This is a genomic window from Pseudomonas sp. C9D1 (assembly GCF_056491235.1).
In genome coordinates this window covers 1,409,002-1,426,323 of the sequence record NZ_JBSZIE010000001.1, presented here as the reverse complement: position 1 = coordinate 1,426,323, position 17,322 = coordinate 1,409,002, and the positions used below count along the sequence as shown (strand labels likewise).

General features: G+C 67.3%; 15 protein-coding genes. 12 read left to right on the top strand and 3 right to left on the bottom strand.

The window, feature by feature from the left end:
• The first annotated feature begins 634 nt into the window (after window positions 1-634).
• From eat to ACXI0U_RS06590, 5 genes are all read left to right on the top strand, one after another.
• The gene (gene eat / locus ACXI0U_RS06610) at window positions 635-2,005 is read left to right on the top strand and encodes an ethanolamine permease (RefSeq protein ID WP_479549921.1); all 1,371 of its coding nucleotides are present in this window, start codon (window positions 635-637) and stop codon (window positions 2,003-2,005) included.
• Window positions 2,006-2,086: 81 nt separating this feature from the next.
• On the top strand, window positions 2,087-3,478 hold the full coding sequence (locus ACXI0U_RS06605) for an ethanolamine ammonia-lyase subunit EutB (RefSeq protein ID WP_184489274.1): 1,392 nt from the start codon (window positions 2,087-2,089) through the stop codon (window positions 3,476-3,478).
• Window positions 3,478-4,233 (top strand): ethanolamine ammonia-lyase subunit EutC, encoded by a 756-nt coding sequence (gene eutC, locus ACXI0U_RS06600; RefSeq protein ID WP_479549920.1) that lies wholly within the window; start codon window positions 3,478-3,480, stop codon window positions 4,231-4,233. The genes ACXI0U_RS06605 and eutC overlap by 1 nt, the downstream gene beginning before the upstream one ends.
• A gap of 220 nt (window positions 4,234-4,453) precedes the next feature.
• Window positions 4,454-4,621 (top strand): DUF2897 family protein, encoded by a 168-nt coding sequence (locus tag ACXI0U_RS06595; protein WP_021222856.1) that lies wholly within the window; start codon window positions 4,454-4,456, stop codon window positions 4,619-4,621.
• 50 nt (window positions 4,622-4,671) lie between these two features.
• The gene (locus ACXI0U_RS06590) at window positions 4,672-5,430 is read left to right on the top strand and encodes a lysostaphin resistance A-like protein (protein ID WP_479549919.1); all 759 of its coding nucleotides are present in this window, start codon (window positions 4,672-4,674) and stop codon (window positions 5,428-5,430) included.
• On the opposite strand, the gene ACXI0U_RS06585 is transcribed toward ACXI0U_RS06590, so the two are convergent.
• The 3 genes from ACXI0U_RS06585 to ACXI0U_RS06575 all read right to left on the bottom strand — a co-directional run bounded on the left by ACXI0U_RS06585 (window position 5,381) and on the right by ACXI0U_RS06575 (window position 7,749).
• A complete protein-coding gene (locus ACXI0U_RS06585; protein ID WP_043245875.1) occupies window positions 5,381-6,190 on the bottom strand; it encodes a substrate-binding periplasmic protein in 810 nt (269 codons plus the stop codon). The two genes, ACXI0U_RS06590 and ACXI0U_RS06585, sit on opposite strands and share 50 nt — an antisense overlap.
• Before the next feature lie 86 nt (window positions 6,191-6,276).
• Window positions 6,277-7,071: a substrate-binding periplasmic protein gene (locus ACXI0U_RS06580; protein WP_479549918.1), complete on the bottom strand. Its 795-nt coding sequence runs from the start codon at window positions 7,069-7,071 to the stop codon at window positions 6,277-6,279.
• A 54-nt stretch (window positions 7,072-7,125) separates the two neighbouring features.
• Complete coding sequence (locus ACXI0U_RS06575; protein ID WP_184489342.1) at window positions 7,126-7,749, bottom strand: TetR/AcrR family transcriptional regulator; 624 nt, start codon at window positions 7,747-7,749, stop codon at window positions 7,126-7,128.
• Window positions 7,750-7,957: 208 nt separating this feature from the next.
• Here ACXI0U_RS06575 and ACXI0U_RS06570 point away from each other — a divergent pair, with 208 nt between their 5' ends.
• The 7 genes from ACXI0U_RS06570 (at window position 7,958) to ACXI0U_RS06540 (ending at window position 17,310) form a co-directional block, all read left to right on the top strand.
• The gene (locus tag ACXI0U_RS06570) at window positions 7,958-9,751 is read left to right on the top strand and encodes an acyclic terpene utilization AtuA family protein (protein WP_479549917.1); all 1,794 of its coding nucleotides are present in this window, start codon (window positions 7,958-7,960) and stop codon (window positions 9,749-9,751) included.
• Window positions 9,752-9,758: 7 nt separating this feature from the next.
• On the top strand, window positions 9,759-10,628 hold the full coding sequence (locus ACXI0U_RS06565; protein ID WP_184489270.1) for an SDR family oxidoreductase: 870 nt from the start codon (window positions 9,759-9,761) through the stop codon (window positions 10,626-10,628).
• Window positions 10,629-10,631: 3 nt separating this feature from the next.
• A complete protein-coding gene (atuC, locus tag ACXI0U_RS06560; protein ID WP_265168031.1) occupies window positions 10,632-12,248 on the top strand; it encodes a geranyl-CoA carboxylase subunit beta in 1,617 nt (538 codons plus the stop codon).
• 61 nt (window positions 12,249-12,309) lie between these two features.
• Entirely contained in the window at window positions 12,310-13,470 is a 1,161-nt protein-coding gene (atuD, locus tag ACXI0U_RS06555; RefSeq protein ID WP_043245879.1) for a citronellyl-CoA dehydrogenase, read from the top strand.
• Between the two features lie 66 nt (window positions 13,471-13,536).
• Window positions 13,537-14,334, top strand: coding sequence for an isohexenylglutaconyl-CoA hydratase (gene atuE / locus ACXI0U_RS06550; protein ID WP_021222865.1), 798 nt, complete (start codon window positions 13,537-13,539; stop codon window positions 14,332-14,334).
• Window positions 14,335-14,368: 34 nt separating this feature from the next.
• A complete protein-coding gene (gene atuF / locus ACXI0U_RS06545; RefSeq protein WP_479549916.1) occupies window positions 14,369-16,360 on the top strand; it encodes a geranyl-CoA carboxylase subunit apha in 1,992 nt (663 codons plus the stop codon).
• Window positions 16,361-16,485: 125 nt separating this feature from the next.
• Window positions 16,486-17,310 carry an SDR family oxidoreductase gene (locus ACXI0U_RS06540; RefSeq protein WP_043245881.1) on the top strand — a complete coding sequence of 275 codons (825 nt, stop codon included), beginning with the start codon at window positions 16,486-16,488 and terminating at the stop codon, window positions 17,308-17,310.
• Window positions 17,311-17,322: the final 12 nt, after the last annotated feature.

The window sequence follows — 17,322 nt, the reverse complement described above, 5'->3', positions numbered from 1 at the left end:
GGCCCCCGCAAACACCTCCCAGCCAAAGGATCGCTCCGTACCCCTCGGGCGAATGAATTGGCTCTGTCTGCGTTAGCTGTTGTGGTTTTGATGCAGGCGCTCAAGCACGGTGCTTTCCGGGCACCGGGGTATTTCTGCCACCTCCACCGCATGGGTTTCGCTTCGCTCTACACCATCCTACGAAAGCCCGTGCGCACCACGTAGCGATGCGCTGGACGAAGAAAGTTGGAGCAGCCGCCAACGCCCCTCCAGGAGGCCGAACGCAGTCGGGCCGGATGATGGGGCAAGCCCTTTTGGTTCCTTTTCTGGCGACTGAGAAAAGGGACTCGCCCGGGTGGGCGAAACCAGAAGCATCACCAGAACTCGGCAATCAGCTGGGCTCAAATCGTCCCTACAGGGTTACCGGGTAGCAGCCATATAGCGGTCACACAACCGTCACACTGGCCTAGACCAGTGCACCGAAACGATTGGTTATAACCCTTGCGCGCACCATTGCGAGTCACGAACGGCGGCGATCAGGTGCCGAAGCATCCCGCAAACGACGTGTCGCGGGCCTTTGCGACCTGATGGGGCGAACTGGCATGGCCACTGCAAATACAGCCCCGTCTGCGTTCATTCCATTCTCGGAGGCTTTATGACCCTGCAACTCAAGCCGACCCTCGGCACCCTGCACCTGTGGGGCATCGCGGTGGGCCTGGTGATTTCCGGCGAATATTTCGGCTGGAGCTACGGCTGGGGCGTGGCGGGGACCCTCGGGTTCCTGGTGACCGCGCTAATCGTCGCGACCATGTACACCTGCTTCATCTTCAGCTTCACCGAGCTGACCACCGCCATCCCCCACGCCGGCGGCCCCTTCGCCTACAGCCGTCGCGCCTTCGGCGAGAAAGGCGGGCTGGTGGCCGGCCTCGCCACCCTGATCGAATTCGTCTTCGCCCCGCCGGCCATCGCCATGGCCATCGGCGCCTACCTCAACGTGCAGTTCCCCGGGCTCGATCCCAAGCACGCGGCGGTCGGTGCCTACTTCGTGTTCATGACCCTGAACATCCTCGGCGTCAGCATCGCCGCCACCTTCGAACTGGTGGTCACCGTGCTCGCCGTGGCGGAGCTGCTGGTGTTCATGGGCGTGGTGGCGCCGGGCTTCAGCTTCAGCAACTTCGTGCTCAATGGCTGGGCCGGCAGCAACGAGTTCGGCGGCGCGGCCATCTCCGGCATCTTCGCCGCCATCCCCTTCGCCATCTGGTTCTTCCTCGCCATCGAGGGCGCGGCCATGGCCGCCGAGGAAGCCAAGGACCCGAAACGCACAATTCCCAAGGCCTACATCGCCGGCATCCTCACCCTGGTGACCCTTGCCCTCGGGGTGATGGTCTTCGCCGGTGGCGTGGGCGACTGGACCCAACTGTCGAACATCAACGATCCGCTGCCCCAGGCCATGAAGGCCGTGGTCGGCGAGAACTCCGGCTGGCTGCACATGCTGGTGTGGATCGGCCTGTTCGGCCTGGTGGCGAGCTTCCACGGCATCATCCTCGGCTACTCGCGGCAGTTCTTCGCCCTGGCCCGCGCCGGCTACCTGCCCCGCGGCCTGGCCAAGCTGTCGCGCTTCCAGACCCCGCACCGCGCCATCATCGCCGGTGGCCTGGTGGGCATCGCCGCGATCTACAGCGACGGCCTGATCAACCTGCAGGGCATGAGCCTGACCGCCGCGATGATCACCATGAGCGTGTTCGGTGCCATCGTCATGTACATCATGAGCATGCTCAGCCTGTTCAAGCTGCGTAAGAGCGAGCCGAACCTGGAGCGCAGCTTCCGCGCGCCGGGCTATCCCATAGTCCCGGGCATCGCCCTGGTGCTGGCGGTGGTCTGCCTGATCGCCATGGCCTGGTTCAACACCACCATCGGCCTGATCTTCCTCGGCTTCATGGCGGTGGGCTTCGTCTGGTTCCAGTTCACCGCCCACCATCGCGCCAGCGCCCCGGCCGATGCGCTGCTGACAGGTGATGCCGCCTGACAAAGGCTCTATGCTCAAGCCACGAGGCCCGGTCCGCCGGGCCTCGTCTTTTCTGCCGCCTGTTCCCTGCCGGAGGCCGTAATGCCTTACCAGACCACCGTTGGCGCCCAGGTCTACCGCTTCGCCGACCTCAAGACCCTGCTGGCCAAGGCCAGCCCCGCCCGCTCGGGCGACTACCTGGCCGGGGTCGCCGCCGCCACCTATGAAGAGCGCATGGCCGCCAAGCTGGCCCTGGCCGAGGTGCCGCTCAAGCGCTTCCTCGACGAGGCGCTGATCCCCTACGAGGACGACGAGGTCACCCGGCTGATCATCGATCGCCACGACGCCCTCGCCTTCGCCCCCATCAGCCACCTGACCGTGGGCGACCTGCGCGACTGGCTGCTACTGGACAGCACCGATTCCGCCACCCTGGAGGCCGTACGCTGGGGCCTGACCCCGGAGATGGTCGCCGCGGTGAGCAAGCTGATGCGCAACCAGGACCTGATCCTGGTGGCGAAGAAATGCCGTGTGATCACCCGCTTCCGCAACACCATCGGCCTGCCGGGCCATCTCTCGGTGCGCCTGCAGCCCAACCACCCCACGGACGACGTGCGCGGCATCGCCGCCAGCATGCTCGACGGCCTGCTCTACGGCTCGGGCGATGCGGTGGTGGGCATCAACCCGGCCAGTGACTCGCTGCCGACCCTGATGCGCCTGTGGCAGATGATGGACGAGGTGCGCGAGCACTTCGCCATTCCCATGCAGAGCTGCGTGCTCACCCACGTCACCACGCAGATCCAGGCCATCGAGGCCGGCGCGCCCATCGACCTGGTGTTCCAGTCCATCGCCGGCACCGAGAAGACCAACGCCAGCTTCGGCGTCTCCCTGGCCATCCTCAAGGAAGCCCACGAAGCGGCGCTTTCGCTGGGGCGCGGCAGCCTGGGCGACAACGTCATGTACTTCGAGACCGGCCAGGGCAGCGCCCTCTCCGCCGGCGGCCACCACGGCGTCGACCAGCAGACCTGCGAAGTGCGCGCCTATGCGGTGGCCCGGGAGTTCCGCCCGCTGCTGACCAACACCGTGGTCGGCTTCATCGGCCCGGAGTACCTCTACGACGGCAAGCAGATCATCCGTGCTGGGCTGGAGGACCATTTCTGCGCCAAGCTCCTCGGCGTGCCCATGGGCTGCGACGTCTGCTACACCAACCACGCCGAAGCCGACCAGGACGACATGGACACCCTGCTCACCCTGCTGGGCGCGGCGGGCATCACCTTCATCATGGGCATCCCCGGTGCCGACGACATCATGCTCAACTACCAGAGCACCTCCTTCCACGACGCTCTCTACCTGCGCTCCGTGCTGGGCCTGAAGCGCGCGCCGGAGTACGAGGACTGGCTGCTGCGCATGGCCATCACCGAGCCCTCCGGGCGCCTGCGCGAGATCGGCAAGGGCCACGCCCTGCTCAAGGACCTGCCACGACTGGGAGCCGCCTGATGAAACTGGTGCAGCACAACCCCTGGGACGAACTCCGCGCCCACACCTCCGCCCGCATCGCCCTTGGCCGGGTCGGCTCCAGCCTGCCCACCGCCGAGGTGCTGCGCTTCGGCCTGGCCCACGCCCAGGCCCGCGACGCGGTGCACCACCCGCTGGATTTCACTGCCCTGGACGAACAGCTCAAGGCCGCCGGCTTCCGCACCCTGCAGGTGCGCAGCGACGCCGAGGACCGCCAGGCCTACCTGCTGCGCCCGGACCGCGGCCGCCGCCTACACGACGATTGCCAGGCCCGCCTGTACGCCGAGGCACCCGCCCCGGAGCTGGCGGTGGTGATCGCCGACGGGCTCTCCTCCATCGCCGTGCAACGCCACGCCCTGCCGCTGCTGGAGCTGTTCCGCGAACGCTTCGCCACCGACTGGGCGAACACCCCGGTGGTGCTCGCCGAACAGGGCCGGGTGGCAATCGGCGACGGCATCGGCGAAGCCCTGCGAGCACAACTGGTGGTGATGCTGATCGGCGAACGCCCGGGCCTCACCTCCCCCGACAGCCTGGGCCTGTACCTCACCTACCAGCCCCGCGTCGGGCGCATGGACAGCGAACGCAACTGCATCTCCAACGTGCGCCCCGAGGGGCTGCCCTACGCCCTGGCGGCGATCAAGCTCGACTACCTGGCCCGCGAGGCGCTGCGCCTGCAGCTCTCCGGGGTGAGCCTGAAGGACGACAGCAACCTGCAGCCGGTGGCGCAGCTGGATTGAGGCGGCCGGCAGGCTCTAACGCTTCGTAGGATGGATAGCCCGCGCTTCACCCCGGAGAACCGCGTGATCGACGTCCCCGGACTGAAGTCCGGGCTACGGAACCTTGTAGGGGCGAATTCATTCGCGATCGGTCGTGCAAGCAATCATCGGTCGCCAAGGGAACGCGGCAAGCGCGGCGCGTTCGAATTACAGTAGCGGCCCACCTCGAAAGGAGATTCCCATGCCCTGGTACGCCTGGCTGATCCTGATCCTCGCCCTCGGCTCCATCGTCGGCGGCCTGATGATGCTGCGCGATACGGCGAAGAAACTGCCCCTGACCGAGGAGCAGCTCAAGCGCATCCATGAACGCAACGCCGAGATGGACGCCAAGGAAGCCAAGGAGCGCTGACACCCGCCCGCACACGCGGGTAAAGTGCGGCACCGATACGAGGAGGTGCCATGCCGCTCCATCTGCAGATCCTGCTGCCCCTGTTCACCCTCGCTCTGGGCCACGGCTTCGGGCAGGTGTCCTACACCGGCCTGGCCTTCGGGCTGGTGTATGCCTTCTGGGTCCTCGCCGCGCCGAAACTCCCCGCGCGCCTGTGGTTCCCCGTCACCCTGCTGGCCAGCATCGCCTTCGCCGCGCACCTGGTGCCCGGCTTCTCGCCCCTGCCCCTGGCCGAACCGCTGCGCCTGAGCCCCGACGCGCCGCCCTATGCCCTGCGCCTGTCCTGGGACAAGACACTGGTGGGCATGGCGCTGCTGGCCTGGTGGCTGGGGCGCACGGCACCCACCATCGCCCCGCGCTGGCGGGCCACCGCCGTGACGACCGCCGCCACCCTGCTGGCGGTGCCAGCGCTGGCCCTGGGGCTGGACCTGGTGGACTGGATGCCGAAATGGCCGGAGCTGGTATGGCGCTGGCTGCCGGTGAACCTGCTGGCGGTGGTGCTGGCGGAGGAGCTGGTGTTCCGCGGCCTGTTGCAGGGCGCGCTGGTTTCACGCCTGGGTGCCTGGGCCGGAGTCGGGCTCACCGCGCTGCTGTTCGGCGCGGTGCACCTGCCGTTCAGCCCGCTGTTCGCGGCGGTGGCGACGGTGGCCGGCCTCGGCTACGGGCTGGCCCTCCATTTCAGCGGGCGGCTAGGGGTGGCCATGGCGCTGCACCTGGCGGTCAATCTCTGCCATCTGGCATTACTGAGCTATCCAGTGAAGCTGGGGTGACCTGGATCTGGTAGCGCCCGAAGATGCGCTGCAGCTCGCCGCTGGCCCGCAGCAGGTCCAGCAGCACAGTGAAGCGCTCGGGGGTGATGGCCGCGCCGGGCCGCAACAAGGCGTAGTGGCGGTAGTTCTGGTCGACCCGGGTGGAAACCAGGAACTGAGCCTTCTGCTCGGGGTTCCGCTCCAGGTACATGCCCAGGTAGGAACGGGTCACCAGCGCGATATCCGCCCGCCCGCGCAGCACCATCAGCAGGTTGCTGTCGTGGGAATAGGTCATCAGCGCATTGAATTCGCGCACCAGGTATTCCGGGTCGGCATCGAAGCCGGCGAAACCGTAGTGATAGCCGCTGTAGAGCGCCAGGCGCTTGCCGGCCAGGGTGCGGAAGTAGTCCTGGCTGCGGGTCGGCTGGGACTGGGCGACGAACACCTCGGCATCCTCCAGGCCCATGTCGATGCGCGCGCCGGGGATGTCCTGCCAGCCCCAGTCAGGGTTCTCGAACACCGCCATGTCGATGCGGCCGGTTTGGAAGTCGCGGAAGCGCCGGGGGATCGCCGTCGGCAGCATGACGAACTCGTACTCGCCCTGGGCGCGGTTCAACGCGGCCAGCAGCTCTGGCAGCAGGCCGGTGGCGGCCTCCGACTCGGGCTTGATCACGTAAGGGGGAAAGTGCGCGCCGCCGACCCGCACCAGCTCAGTGGCCTGGGCGCTGCCACAAGCGGCCAGAAACAGCACGGCCAACAGTGCATGGCAGAGAGAATCCATAAATCCCCATCTCGCCGATCCGTAGCGAAGGCCTGCCGGGCAGGCTGATGCAAAAACCATGGTGTCCCCGATATCGCGCCGCTCGTTCATCGTCGGTCGTTTTTCTTGAACGTCAGCCGGTACTTGGCCAGCAGCCGTTGGAATGCCTCGTCGTCCTGCAAGTTCTGGAGCAAACCGGCCATCTCATCGCGGGTGATCGGCGCATCCGGACGCAGCATTGCGTACAGATGGTATTCCTGATCGATCCGTCGGGAAACCAGCAGGTTGTCGCGCAGCGCCGGCTCCCTGGCGAACAACAGATCCAGGTAGGAGCGCGTGACCACGGCTATATCGGCACGACCGTGCAAAACCATTAGCAGATTGCTGTCGTGGGAGTAGGTCAGCGTGGCGGAGAAGCGCTTGAAGAGATACTCGGGGTCGGCATTGAAGCCGGCGAAACCGTAGTGATAGCCGTTGTAGAGCGCCAGGCGCTTGCCGGCCAGGTCATCGAAAAAAGCCTGCCCGCGCCCCGGCTGTGTGCGTGCGATGTAGACCTCGGCGTCGGAGGTGCGCATGTCGATGCCCTGGTAGCGCACGCCGTTCCAGCCCCAGTCCGGGTCCTCGAACAGCATCAGGTCATAGCGGCCCTGCTCCAGGTCACGGTAACGGCGCGCGGCCGAAGTCGGCACGATGCTGAAATGGAAACGCGCCTGGAGCCGGTTGAGCTGCGCCACCAGGTCGGGGGTCAGGCCCTGTTCCTGCTCTTCGGGCTTTATCAGGTAGGGCGGGAAGTGATAGCCGCCAACGAGGATTTCTCGGGGTCGCGCCGCTGACGCGCTGCTGCATGACAGGCACAGCGCGAGCAGCAGAACACCCGATAAAACAAGCCGAACGGCAGACATCGACGCCCCGTACAAGAGGAAACCGGCACGAGGGCAAGACTAGCTCAAGGGCCCTCAGACTTCCTTGATCACCAGTGACAGGGCTTCCTCGCAGAGCTGGTCGAGGGTCATCGGCCCTTCGGGACGGAACCAGGTGGTGGTCCAGGACAGCGCACCGGTGAGGAAGCGCCGCAGGATGAAGGGGTCGGCATTGAAGTAACCCTGGACCTTGGCCTCGCCGAGCACCTCCAGCCAGAGCAGCTCGTAGGTGTCGCGCAGTTCGAGGATGTAGCGCTGGCCCTCCTCCGACAACGAACGCCATTCGTAGACCAGCACCGCCATGGCCTCGCCGGTGCCGCCCATGATCGACTGCAGCTCGCAGCGGATCAGCGCCAGCACCCGCTCGCGCAGGGTCGTCGCCTCCGCCAGCGAGGCATGCATGAGCGCGGTGTTATAGAGAATGGTCTCCTCCATCACCGAACGCAGTATCTCGTCCTTGCTCTTGAAGTGATGAAAGATGCTGCCGGACTGGATGCCCACGGCGCTGGCCAGGTCGCGTACCGTGGTGCGCTCGTAGCCCTTGCTGCGGAACAGGTGCGCGGCGGTCTGCAGCAGCTTGCCACGGGCGCTTTCCGGGTCGGTGATCTGGCCGCTGGCCACCAGTTCGCGCATCACCTCTTGGGCTTTTTGATCGTCCAGGCTCATCTGTTCCCACTACCTCGGCTGCACTGCGCCTGCCCATCCAACTTAAGAATGGGCCGCAAGTATTTGTCTTGATTCGTGAAATCTATGCTGCACCAGACGCCCAAGCAAGCGCTTGGGTAAAAATCGTCGACACGGCACTTTTCAACCAAGCGCTTGCTTGGTAATGTCCGCAACACATTCCTCGTGTGTTGCGGACAAGACAATGACTAAAACCGTACGCATCGGCTGCGCCTCCGCTTTCTGGGGCGACACCTCCACCGCCGCCGCGCAGCTGGTGCATGGCGCACCGCTCGATTACCTGGTGTTCGATTACCTGGCCGAGATCACCATGTCGATCCTCGCCGGGGCGCGCATGAAGAAGCCCGACGAGGGCTACGCCACCGACTTCGTCGAGGTGCTGGCGCCCCTACTGCCGACCCTGGCGGAGAAGAAGATCCGCGTCATCAGCAACGCCGGCGGGGTCAACCCCCAGGCCTGCGCGGCGGCCCTGGCGGCGGCCTGCGAAAAGGCCGGCGTGCAACTGAAGATCGCCGTGCTCCACGGCGACAACCTGCAACCCCAGCTCTCCGCCCTGGGCAAGGCCGGCGTCAGCGAGATGTTCAGCGGCGCGCCGCTGCCGCCCATGTGCGTCTCGGTCAACGCCTACCTGGGGGCGCCAGGCATAGTCGCCGCCCTGGAGCAGGACGCCGACATCGTCATCACCGGTCGCGTGGTGGACAGCGCCGTGGTCAGCGCCGCCCTGGTGCATGAGTTCAAGTGGGCCTGGAACGACTACGACAAGCTCGCCCAGGCCGCCCTCGCCGGCCACATCATCGAGTGCGGCGCCCAATGCACCGGCGGCAACTTCACCGATTGGGAACAGGTGCCCGACTACGAGCACATCGGCTTCCCCATCGTCGAAGTCGAGGCCGATGGCCGCTTCATCGTCACCAAGGCCCCCGGTACCGGCGGCCTGGTCATCCCCTTCAGCGTCGGCGAGCAGATGCTCTACGAGATCGGCGACCCGCGCGCCTACCTGTTGCCCGATGTGATCTGCGACTTCACCGGCGTCGAACTGGCCCAGGCCGGCGAGCACCGCGTCAGCGTCGCCGGCGCCCGGGGCCTGGCGCCCACCGACCAGTACAAGGTCAGCGCCACCTACCCCGACGGCTTCCGCTGCACCGCCAGTTGCCTGATCGCCGGCATCGACGCGGTGAAGAAGGCCGAGCGCGTGAGCCGCGCGATCATCGCCAAGACCGAGGAAATCTTCGCCGCCCGCGGCTGGGGCCCCTACCGCGAGGTGAACATCGAACTGCTGGGCAGCGAGGCCACCTACGGGCCCCACGGCCAGCGCAAGGACAACCGCGAAGTCGTGGTCAAGCTGGGCGTGCGCCATGCCAAGAAGGAAGCGCTGATCCTGTTCTCCCGCGAGATCGCCCAGGCCGCCACCGGCATGGCTCCGGGCCTGACCGGCATCGTCGGCGGCCGGCCCACGGTGTACCCGGTGATCCGCCTGTTTTCCTTCCTGGTGGATAAATCGGCCTGCGCCCTGGAAGTCACCCTCGGCGAGGCAAGCCAGGGTGTCGAGCTGCCGTCGCTGCAGGCCTTCGACGCCGCCGCGCTGGCCGAGGCCGCCACCCCGCCCGCGCCCCAGGGCCAGGCGGATGCCAGCGTGCCGCTGGTGAAACTGGCGGTGGCCCGCTCCGGCGACAAGGGCAACCACAGCAACATCGGCGTCATGGCGCGCCACCCCGACTACCTGCCCTGGATCGCCGAGGCGCTGACCCGCGAAGCGGTGGTGGACTGGATGAGCCATGTGCTCGACCCGCAGACCGGGCAAGTGCAGCGCTGGTACCTGCCCGGCACCCACAGCCTCAACTTCCTCCTGGAGAACGCCCTGGGCGGCGGCGGCGTCGCCAGCCTGCGCATCGACCCGCAAGGCAAGGCCTTCGCCCAGCAACTCCTCGAATTCCCCGTGCCGGTGCCCCGCGCCCTGGCCGACAGCCTGAAAGGATAAGCACGCGATGGCCTACGATTCCGTGTTCAAACCCGGCCTGTTCAGCGGCCAGACCATCCTCGTCACCGGCGGCGGCAGCGGCATCGGCCGCTGCGTGGCCCACGAGCTCGCCCACCTCGGCGCCCACGTGGTGCTGGTGGGGCGCAAGGCGGAAAAGCTCGAAGCCACTGCCGGCGAAATCATCGAAGACGGCGGCAGCGCCAGCTGGCAGGCCTGCGACATCCGCGACGAAGAAGCGGTCAAGGCCATGGTCAAGGCCGTGGTGGCCGAGCGCGGCCCCATCCACCACCTGGTCAACAACGCCGGCGGCCAGTTCCCCGCGCCGCTCATCGGCATCAACCAGAAGGGCTTCGAGACCGTGGTGCGCACCAACCTGGTGGGCGGCTTCCTGGTGGCCAAGGAGGCCTTCCTGCAGAGCATGAGCAAGACCGGAGGCAGCATCGTCAACATGCTCGCCGACATGTGGGGCGGCATGCCCGGCATGGGCCACTCCGGCGCCGCCCGCGCCGGCATGGAAAACTTCACCAAGACCGCCGCCTATGAATGGGGCCACGCCGGGGTGCGGGTCAACGCAGTGGCACCGGGCTGGATCGCCTCCAGCGGCATGGACACCTACCCCGAATCCATGAAATCGATGATCCGTTCCCTCAAGGACCACGTCCCGCTGCAGCGCATCGGCACCGAGTCCGAGGTGGCGGCCGCCATCGTCTTCCTGCTCTCCCCCGGCGCCAATTTCATCAGCGGCAACACCATCCGCATCGATGGCGCCGCCAGCCAGGGCACCCGCGCCTGGACCCTGGGCAAGGCCCGCGCCAGCGAGTCCTACGACGGTTTCCACCGGGCCTATATGCCCGCCGTGTTCAAGGACGAGGAGTAAGCCATGGCCGTCATCCACTCCGAACTCGACGTGCACGGCGAAGATTTCGCCCGCAACCGCGACGCCATGCTCGCCGCCGTCGCCAGCTTCCGCGAGATCGAGCAGAAGGTGCTCGACAAGGCGGCCGAAGCCAAACCCAAGTTCGACAAGCGCGGCCAGTTGCTGCCCCGTGAACGCCTCAACCTGCTGCTCGACGCCGGCGCGCCCTTCCTCGAGCTGTCGTCCCTGGCCGGCTACAAGCTGCACGACGACAAGGACGGCACCCAGGCCGGCGGCGGCATCATCTCCGGGATCGGCTACATCGCCGGGGTGCGCTGCCTGGTTACCGCCAGCAACAGCGCGATCAAGGGCGGCACCATCTCCCCCACCGGCCTGAAGAAGACCCTGCGCCTGCAGCAGGTGGCCTTCGAGAACAAGCTGCCGGTGGTGGCGCTGACCGAAAGCGGCGGCGCCAACCTCAACTACGCCGCCGACATCTTCGTCGAAGGCGCGCGCGGCTTCGCCAACCAGGCGCGCATGTCGGCCATGGGCCTGCCGCAGATCACCGTGGTGCACGGTTCCAGCACCGCCGGCGGCGCCTACCAGCCCGGGCTGTCGGACTATGTGGTGGTGGTGCGCGGCAAGGCCAAGATGTTCCTCGCCGGCCCGCCGCTGCTCAAGGCCGCCACCGGCGAGGTGGCGACGGACGAGGAACTGGGCGGCGCCGAGATGCACGCCCAGGTTGCTGGCACCGCCGAATACCTGGCCGAGAACGACGCCGACGGCGTGCGCATCGCCCGCGAGATCCTCGCCATGCTGCCGTGGAACGCCCAGCTGCCGGCGCGCCCGGCCAAGACCTGGCGCGAGCCGCTGTACCCGGCCCACGAACTGCTGGGCATCGTCCCGGCGGACGCCAAGAAGCCCTACGACGTGCGCGAGATCATCGCCCGCCTGGCCGATGGCTCGGAGTTCCTCGACTTCAAGAACGAGTTCGACAGCCAGACCGTTTGCGGCCACCTGCAGATCGAGGGCCAGCGCTGCGGCCTGATCGGCAACAACGGCCCGATCACCCCGCGCGGCGCGGCCAAGGCGGCGCAGTTCATCCAGCTGTGCGACCAGAGCAACACGCCGATCCTGTTCTTCCACAACACCACCGGCTTCATGGTCGGCACCGAGTCGGAACAGCTCGGCGTGATCAAGCACGGCTCGAAAATGATCCAGGCGGTGGCCAACGCCCGCGTGCCCAAGCTCACCATCGTCGTCGGCGGCTCCTATGGCGCCGGCAACTACGCCATGTGCGGCCGTGGCCTGGACCCGCGCTTCATCTTCGCCTGGCCCAACAGCCGCACCGCGGTGATGGGCGGCGCCCAGGCCGGCAAGGTGCTGCGCATCGTCACCGAGGAAAAACACGCCAAGGAGGGCAAGGAAGCCGACCCGAAGATGCTCGACATGCTCGAACAGGTCACCGCGCAGAAGCTCGACAGCCAGTCCACCGCGCTGTACGGCACCGCCAGCCTGTGGGACGACGGTCTCATCGACCCGCGCGATACCCGCAAGCTGCTCGGCTACCTGCTGGACATCTGCGCCGAGGCCGAGGCGCGCCCCCTGAAATCCACCACCTTTGGCGTGGCCCGCTTCTAAGCGCCGCTCCCGAACCCGATCGACGGTGCGCCGGGCGCACCCCACCAGGAGAACAACAACAATGATCTTCACCCAGGAACACGAAGAACTCCGCCGCACCGTACGCAATTTCGTCGACAGGGAGATCAACCCCCATGTCGAGCAGTGGGAGCGTGAAGGCCGCTTCCCCATCCATGACATCTTCAAGAAGGCCGGCGACCTGGGCCTGCTGGGCATCTCCAAGCCGGAGAAATTCGGCGGCATGGGCCTGGACTACAGCTACTCCATCGTCGCCGCCGAAGAGTTCGGCACCATCATCTGCGGTGGCATCCCCATGTCCATCGGCGTGCAGACCGACATGTGCACCCCGGCCCTGGCCCGCTTCGGCTCCGATGACCTGCGCAACGAATTCCTCCGCCCCGCCATCAGCGGCGACATGGTCGGCTGCATCGGCGTTTCCGAGGTCGGCGCCGGCTCCGACGTTGCCGGGCTCAAGACCACCGCCCGCAAGGACGGCGACGACTACGTGATCAACGGCAGCAAGATGTGGATCACCAACTCGCCCTCGGCGGACTTCATCTGCCTGCTGGCCAACACCTCGGACGACAAGCCCCACGTCAACAAATCGCTGATCGTGGTGCCGATGAAGACCCCGGGCATCAGCGTCAGCCCGCACCTGGACAAGCTCGGCATGCGCAGCTCGGAGACCGCCCAGGTGTTCTTCGACAACGTGCGCGTGCCCCAGCGCTACCGCATCGGCCACGAAGGCGCCGGCTTCATGATGCAGATGCTGCAGTTCCAGGAGGAACGCCTGTTCGGCGCGGCCAACATGATCAAGGGCCTGGAGCACTGCGTCGACGCCACGATCGAGTACTGCAAGGAGCGCAAGACCTTCGGTACCCCGCTGATCGACAACCAGGTCATTCACTTCCGCATGGCCGAGCTGAGCACCGAGATCGAAGCCCTGCGCGCCCTGGTCTACCAGGCCACCGAGCTCTACGTCAGCGGCAAGGACGTGACCAAGCTGGCCTCCATGGCCAAGCTCAAGGCCGGCCGCCTGGGCCGCGAAGTCAGCGACGCCTGCCTGCAGTACTGGGGCGGCATGGGCTTCATGTGGGACAACCCGGTCTCCCGCGCCTACCGCGACGTGCGCCTGGTGAGCATCGGCGGCGGCGCCGACGAGATCATGCTCGGCATCATCTGCAAGCTGATGGGCATCCTGCCCGGCAAAAAGAAAGGCTGATAGCGGACCGTCCGCTGGGCGCACCCGCGCCCAGCGCCCTGACCCAAGCATGATGAGGAAGCCGGCATGAGCGACCTGCCGAACTGCGAAACCCTGCTGCTGGAGCCCGCCGCCGGCGTGCTGCACATCACCCTCAACCGCCCGGACAGCCGCAACGCCATGAGCCTGGCCATGGTCGGCGAACTGCGTGCGGTGCTGGCCGCGGTGCGCGATGACCGCAGCGTGCGCGCCCTGGTGCTGCGCGGTGCCGACGGGCACTTCTGCGCCGGCGGCGACATCAAGGACATGGCCTCGGCGCGCGCCGCCGGGGCCGATGCCTACCGCCAACTGAACCGCGCCTTCGGCAGCCTGCTGGAAGAGGCCCAGGCCACGCCCCAGGTGGTGGTCGCGGTGCTGGAAGGCGCGGTGCTGGGCGGCGGTTTCGGCCTGGCGTGCATCTCCGATATCGCCATCGCCCACCAGGGCGCGCAGTTCGGCCTGCCGGAAACCGGCCTGGGCATTCTGCCGGCGCAGATCGCCCCCTTCGTGGTGAAACGCATCGGCCTGACCCAGGCCCGCCGCCTGGCTCTCACCGCCGCCCGCTTCGACGGTGCCGAGGCCCTGCGCCTGGGCCTGGTGCACTTCGCCGAGGCCGATGACGCGGCGGTGGACGCGCGCCTGACCGCCACCCTGGAACAGGTTCGTCGCTGCGCCCCCGGCGCCAACGCCCGCACCAAGGCCTTGCTGCTGGCCACCGGCGAGCGCGAGCTGGGTGCCCTGCTGGACGATGCCGCCGGCTGGTTCGCCGAGGCGGTGACCGGCGCGGAAGGCGCCGAGGGCACCATGGCCTTCGTGCAGAAACGCAAACCCAACTGGGCGCAATGAGCGCACATCCCGAGTACGGCAGGAGCAGCCAACGATGCCCAGCTTCAACAAGATCCTGATCGCCAACCGCGGTGAAATCGCCTGCCGGGTGATGCGCACCGCGCAGCAGCTCGGCTACCGCACCGTTGCGGTCTACAGCGAGGCCGACAGCGAGGCGCGCCACGTGCAACTGGCCGACGAGGCCGTGTGCATCGGCCCGGCCCAGGTCGCCCAGTCCTACCTCAGCATCGAGGCGATCATCGCCGCGGCACGGCGCACCGGTGCCGACGCGGTGCACCCCGGCTACGGCTTCCTCTCCGAGAACGCCGAGTTCGCCCGGGCCTGCGAGGCCGCCGGCATCGTCTTCATCGGCCCCACGGTGGAGGCCATCCACCTGATGGGCAGCAAGCGCCTGTCGAAGATCGCCATGCTCGACGCCCAAGTGCCCTGCATCCCGGGCTACGAAGGCGCCGAGCAGGACGACGCGACCCTGGCCCGCGAAGCCGAGCGCATCGGCTACCCGCTGATGATCAAGGCCAGCGCCGGTGGTGGCGGCCGTGGCATGCGCCTGGTGCACGAGGCCGCCGAGCTGGCCGCGCAGATCCGCACCGCGCGCTCCGAAGCGCAGAACGCCTTCGGCTCCGGCGAGCTGATTCTCGAACGTGCAGTGATCCGCCCGCGCCATGTAGAGATCCAGGTCTTCGGCGACCAGCACGGCAACATCGTCTACCTCGGCGAGCGTGACTGCTCGGTGCAGCGCCGCCACCAGAAGGTGGTGGAGGAAGCGCCCTGCCCGGTGATGACCCCGGAGCTGCGCCGGGCCATGGGCGAGGCCGCGGTGAAGGCCGCGCGCACGGTGAACTACGTCGGTGCCGGCACCGTGGAATTCCTCCTCGATGCCTGCGGCGACTTCTACTTCCTGGAGATGAACACCCGCCTGCAGGTGGAACACCCGGTGACCGAGCTGATCACCGGGCAGGACCTGGTGGCCTGGCAGATCCGCGTGGCCGAGGGGCAGCCGCTGCCGCTGGCGCAGGACGAGATCCGCCTCGACGGCCACGCCATGGAAGTGCGCCTCTACGCCGAGGACCCGGCCAGCAACTTCCTTCCGCAGACCGGCGAGGTGCTGCGCTGGGAGCCGTCCGAACTGCCCGGCATCCGCATCGACCACGGCCTGGTGGAAGGCCAGCCGGTAACGCCCTTCTACGACCCGATGCTGGCCAAGGTGATCGCCTGGGGCGCCACCCGCGACGAAGCCCGGCGCAAGCTGGTGCGCGCCGTGGAGGATTGCGTGCTGCTGGGCGTCAACGGCAACCAGCGTTTTCTCGCCAACCTGCTGGCGCACCCCGAGTTCGCCGCCGGCCATGCCACCACCGCCTTCATCGGCGAACACTTCAGCGACGACCCGAGCCTGCGCGCCCATGCGCCCAGCGCCACGGAGCTGGCCACCGCCGCCGCCCTGCTCTACCAGGCCTCGGCCGAATCCCGTGCCCACCAGGCTGGCCTCGCCGGCTGGCGCAGCGCCGGTAGCGCGCCCTGGCGCTTCGTGCTGCGCCATGGCGAGCAGAAGCTGGCGGTGGAGCTGAGCGTGCTGGAAGCCGGTGTGCGCCCGCGCCTGCAGGCACGCGTCGGTGACAGCGATGTGGCCATCGCCCTGCTGCGCGCCGATGGCCGCTGGGCCACCCTGGAACTGGACGGCGTGCGCCGCCGCGTGGCCTACCATCACTCCGCCGGGCGTCTGTGGCTCTATGGCCAGCACGGCAACCTGGAACTGCTCGACGTCACCCACGAACCCGCCGGTGGCCTGAACGCCGCCAGCTCGGGCACGGTAAAGGCCCCCATGGACGGCGCCATCGTCGACGTGCTGGTGGGCGAAGGCGAACGCGTCGCCAAGGGCCAACTGCTGGTGGTGCTGGAGGCGATGAAGATGGAACACCCGCTCAAGGCCGGCATCGACGGCGTCATCCGTCGGGTGCAGGTCACCGCTGGCGACCAGGTGAAGAACCGCCAGGTGTTGGTGGAAGTGGAAGAGCAGTTGGAAGCTTGAAAAGCAGCTGGAAGCTGGAAGCTTGAAGCCTGAAGCTGGAAGACAAGAGCAGGCGGGTGCGGGCTTCTAGCTTCTAGCTTCCAGCTTCCAGCTTCCAGCTACGACCCAATAACAAGGAGAAGATCATGTCGCTATCTGCCAAAACCCTGTTCATCACCGGCGCCAGCCGGGGCATCGGCCGTGAGATCGCACTGCGCGCGGCGGCCGATGGCGCCAATATCGTCATCGCGGCGAAGAGCGCCGAGCCCCATGCCAAGCTGCCGGGCACCATCTTCAGCGTTGCCGAGGAAGTGGAGGCCGCCGGTGGCAAGGCCCTGGCCCTGCAGCTGGACGTGCGCAACGAGGCCGCCGTGCGGGACGCCATGGCCCAGGCCGCCGAGCATTTCGGCGGCATCGATGCGCTGGTGAACAACGCCGGGGCCATCAAGCTGGTGGGGGTCGAGCACCTGGAGCCCAAGCGCTTCGACCTGCTGTACCAGATCAATACCCGCGCGGTGATGGTTTGCAGCCAGGCCGCCCTGCCCTTCCTGAAGAAGAGCGCGGCGGGGCACATCCTCAACCTGTCGCCGCCCCTCAACCTGGCGCCCAAGTGGTTCGCCCAGCACGGCCCCTACACCGTCACCAAATACGGCATGAGCATGCTCACCCTGGGCATGAGCGAGGAGTTCAAGAAGTACGGCATCAGCGTCAACTCGCTGTGGCCGCAAACCATGATCGCCACCGCCGCCATCGAGTTCGAGCTGGGCAGCCGTGACGCCTTCAAGCGCTCGCGCACCCCGGCGATCATGGCCGACGCCGCCTACGCCATCCTCTCCAGCACCGGCCGCAGCATCACCGGGCGCCTGCTGATCGACGAGGAAATCCTCCGCGAGCAGGGCCAGACCGAGTTCGAGCACTACCGCTTCGACCCCGAGGGCGGCAGCCTGGTGCCGGACCTGTTCCTCGACTGATCGCCCCTCCCG

Bases quoted from the DNA above. Each gene is read 5' to 3' on its own strand.
- eat (WP_479549921.1), top strand. From the start codon at position 635: ATGACCCTGCAACTCAAGCCGACCCTCGGCACCCTGCACCTGTGGGGC.
- ACXI0U_RS06605 (WP_184489274.1), top strand. From the start codon at position 2,087: ATGCCTTACCAGACCACCGTTGGCGCCCAGGTCTACCGCTTCGCCGAC.
- eutC (WP_479549920.1), top strand. From the start codon at position 3,478: ATGAAACTGGTGCAGCACAACCCCTGGGACGAACTCCGCGCCCACACC.
- ACXI0U_RS06595 (WP_021222856.1), top strand. From the start codon at position 4,454: ATGCCCTGGTACGCCTGGCTGATCCTGATCCTCGCCCTCGGCTCCATC.
- ACXI0U_RS06590 (WP_479549919.1), top strand. From the start codon at position 4,672: ATGCCGCTCCATCTGCAGATCCTGCTGCCCCTGTTCACCCTCGCTCTG.
- ACXI0U_RS06585 (WP_043245875.1), bottom strand. From the start codon at position 6,190: ATGGATTCTCTCTGCCATGCACTGTTGGCCGTGCTGTTTCTGGCCGCT.
- ACXI0U_RS06580 (WP_479549918.1), bottom strand. From the start codon at position 7,071: ATGTCTGCCGTTCGGCTTGTTTTATCGGGTGTTCTGCTGCTCGCGCTG.
- ACXI0U_RS06570 (WP_479549917.1), top strand. From the start codon at position 7,958: ATGACTAAAACCGTACGCATCGGCTGCGCCTCCGCTTTCTGGGGCGAC.
- ACXI0U_RS06565 (WP_184489270.1), top strand. From the start codon at position 9,759: ATGGCCTACGATTCCGTGTTCAAACCCGGCCTGTTCAGCGGCCAGACC.
- atuC (WP_265168031.1), top strand. From the start codon at position 10,632: ATGGCCGTCATCCACTCCGAACTCGACGTGCACGGCGAAGATTTCGCC.
- atuD (WP_043245879.1), top strand. From the start codon at position 12,310: ATGATCTTCACCCAGGAACACGAAGAACTCCGCCGCACCGTACGCAAT.
- atuE (WP_021222865.1), top strand. From the start codon at position 13,537: ATGAGCGACCTGCCGAACTGCGAAACCCTGCTGCTGGAGCCCGCCGCC.
- atuF (WP_479549916.1), top strand. From the start codon at position 14,369: ATGCCCAGCTTCAACAAGATCCTGATCGCCAACCGCGGTGAAATCGCC.
- ACXI0U_RS06540 (WP_043245881.1), top strand. From the start codon at position 16,486: ATGTCGCTATCTGCCAAAACCCTGTTCATCACCGGCGCCAGCCGGGGC.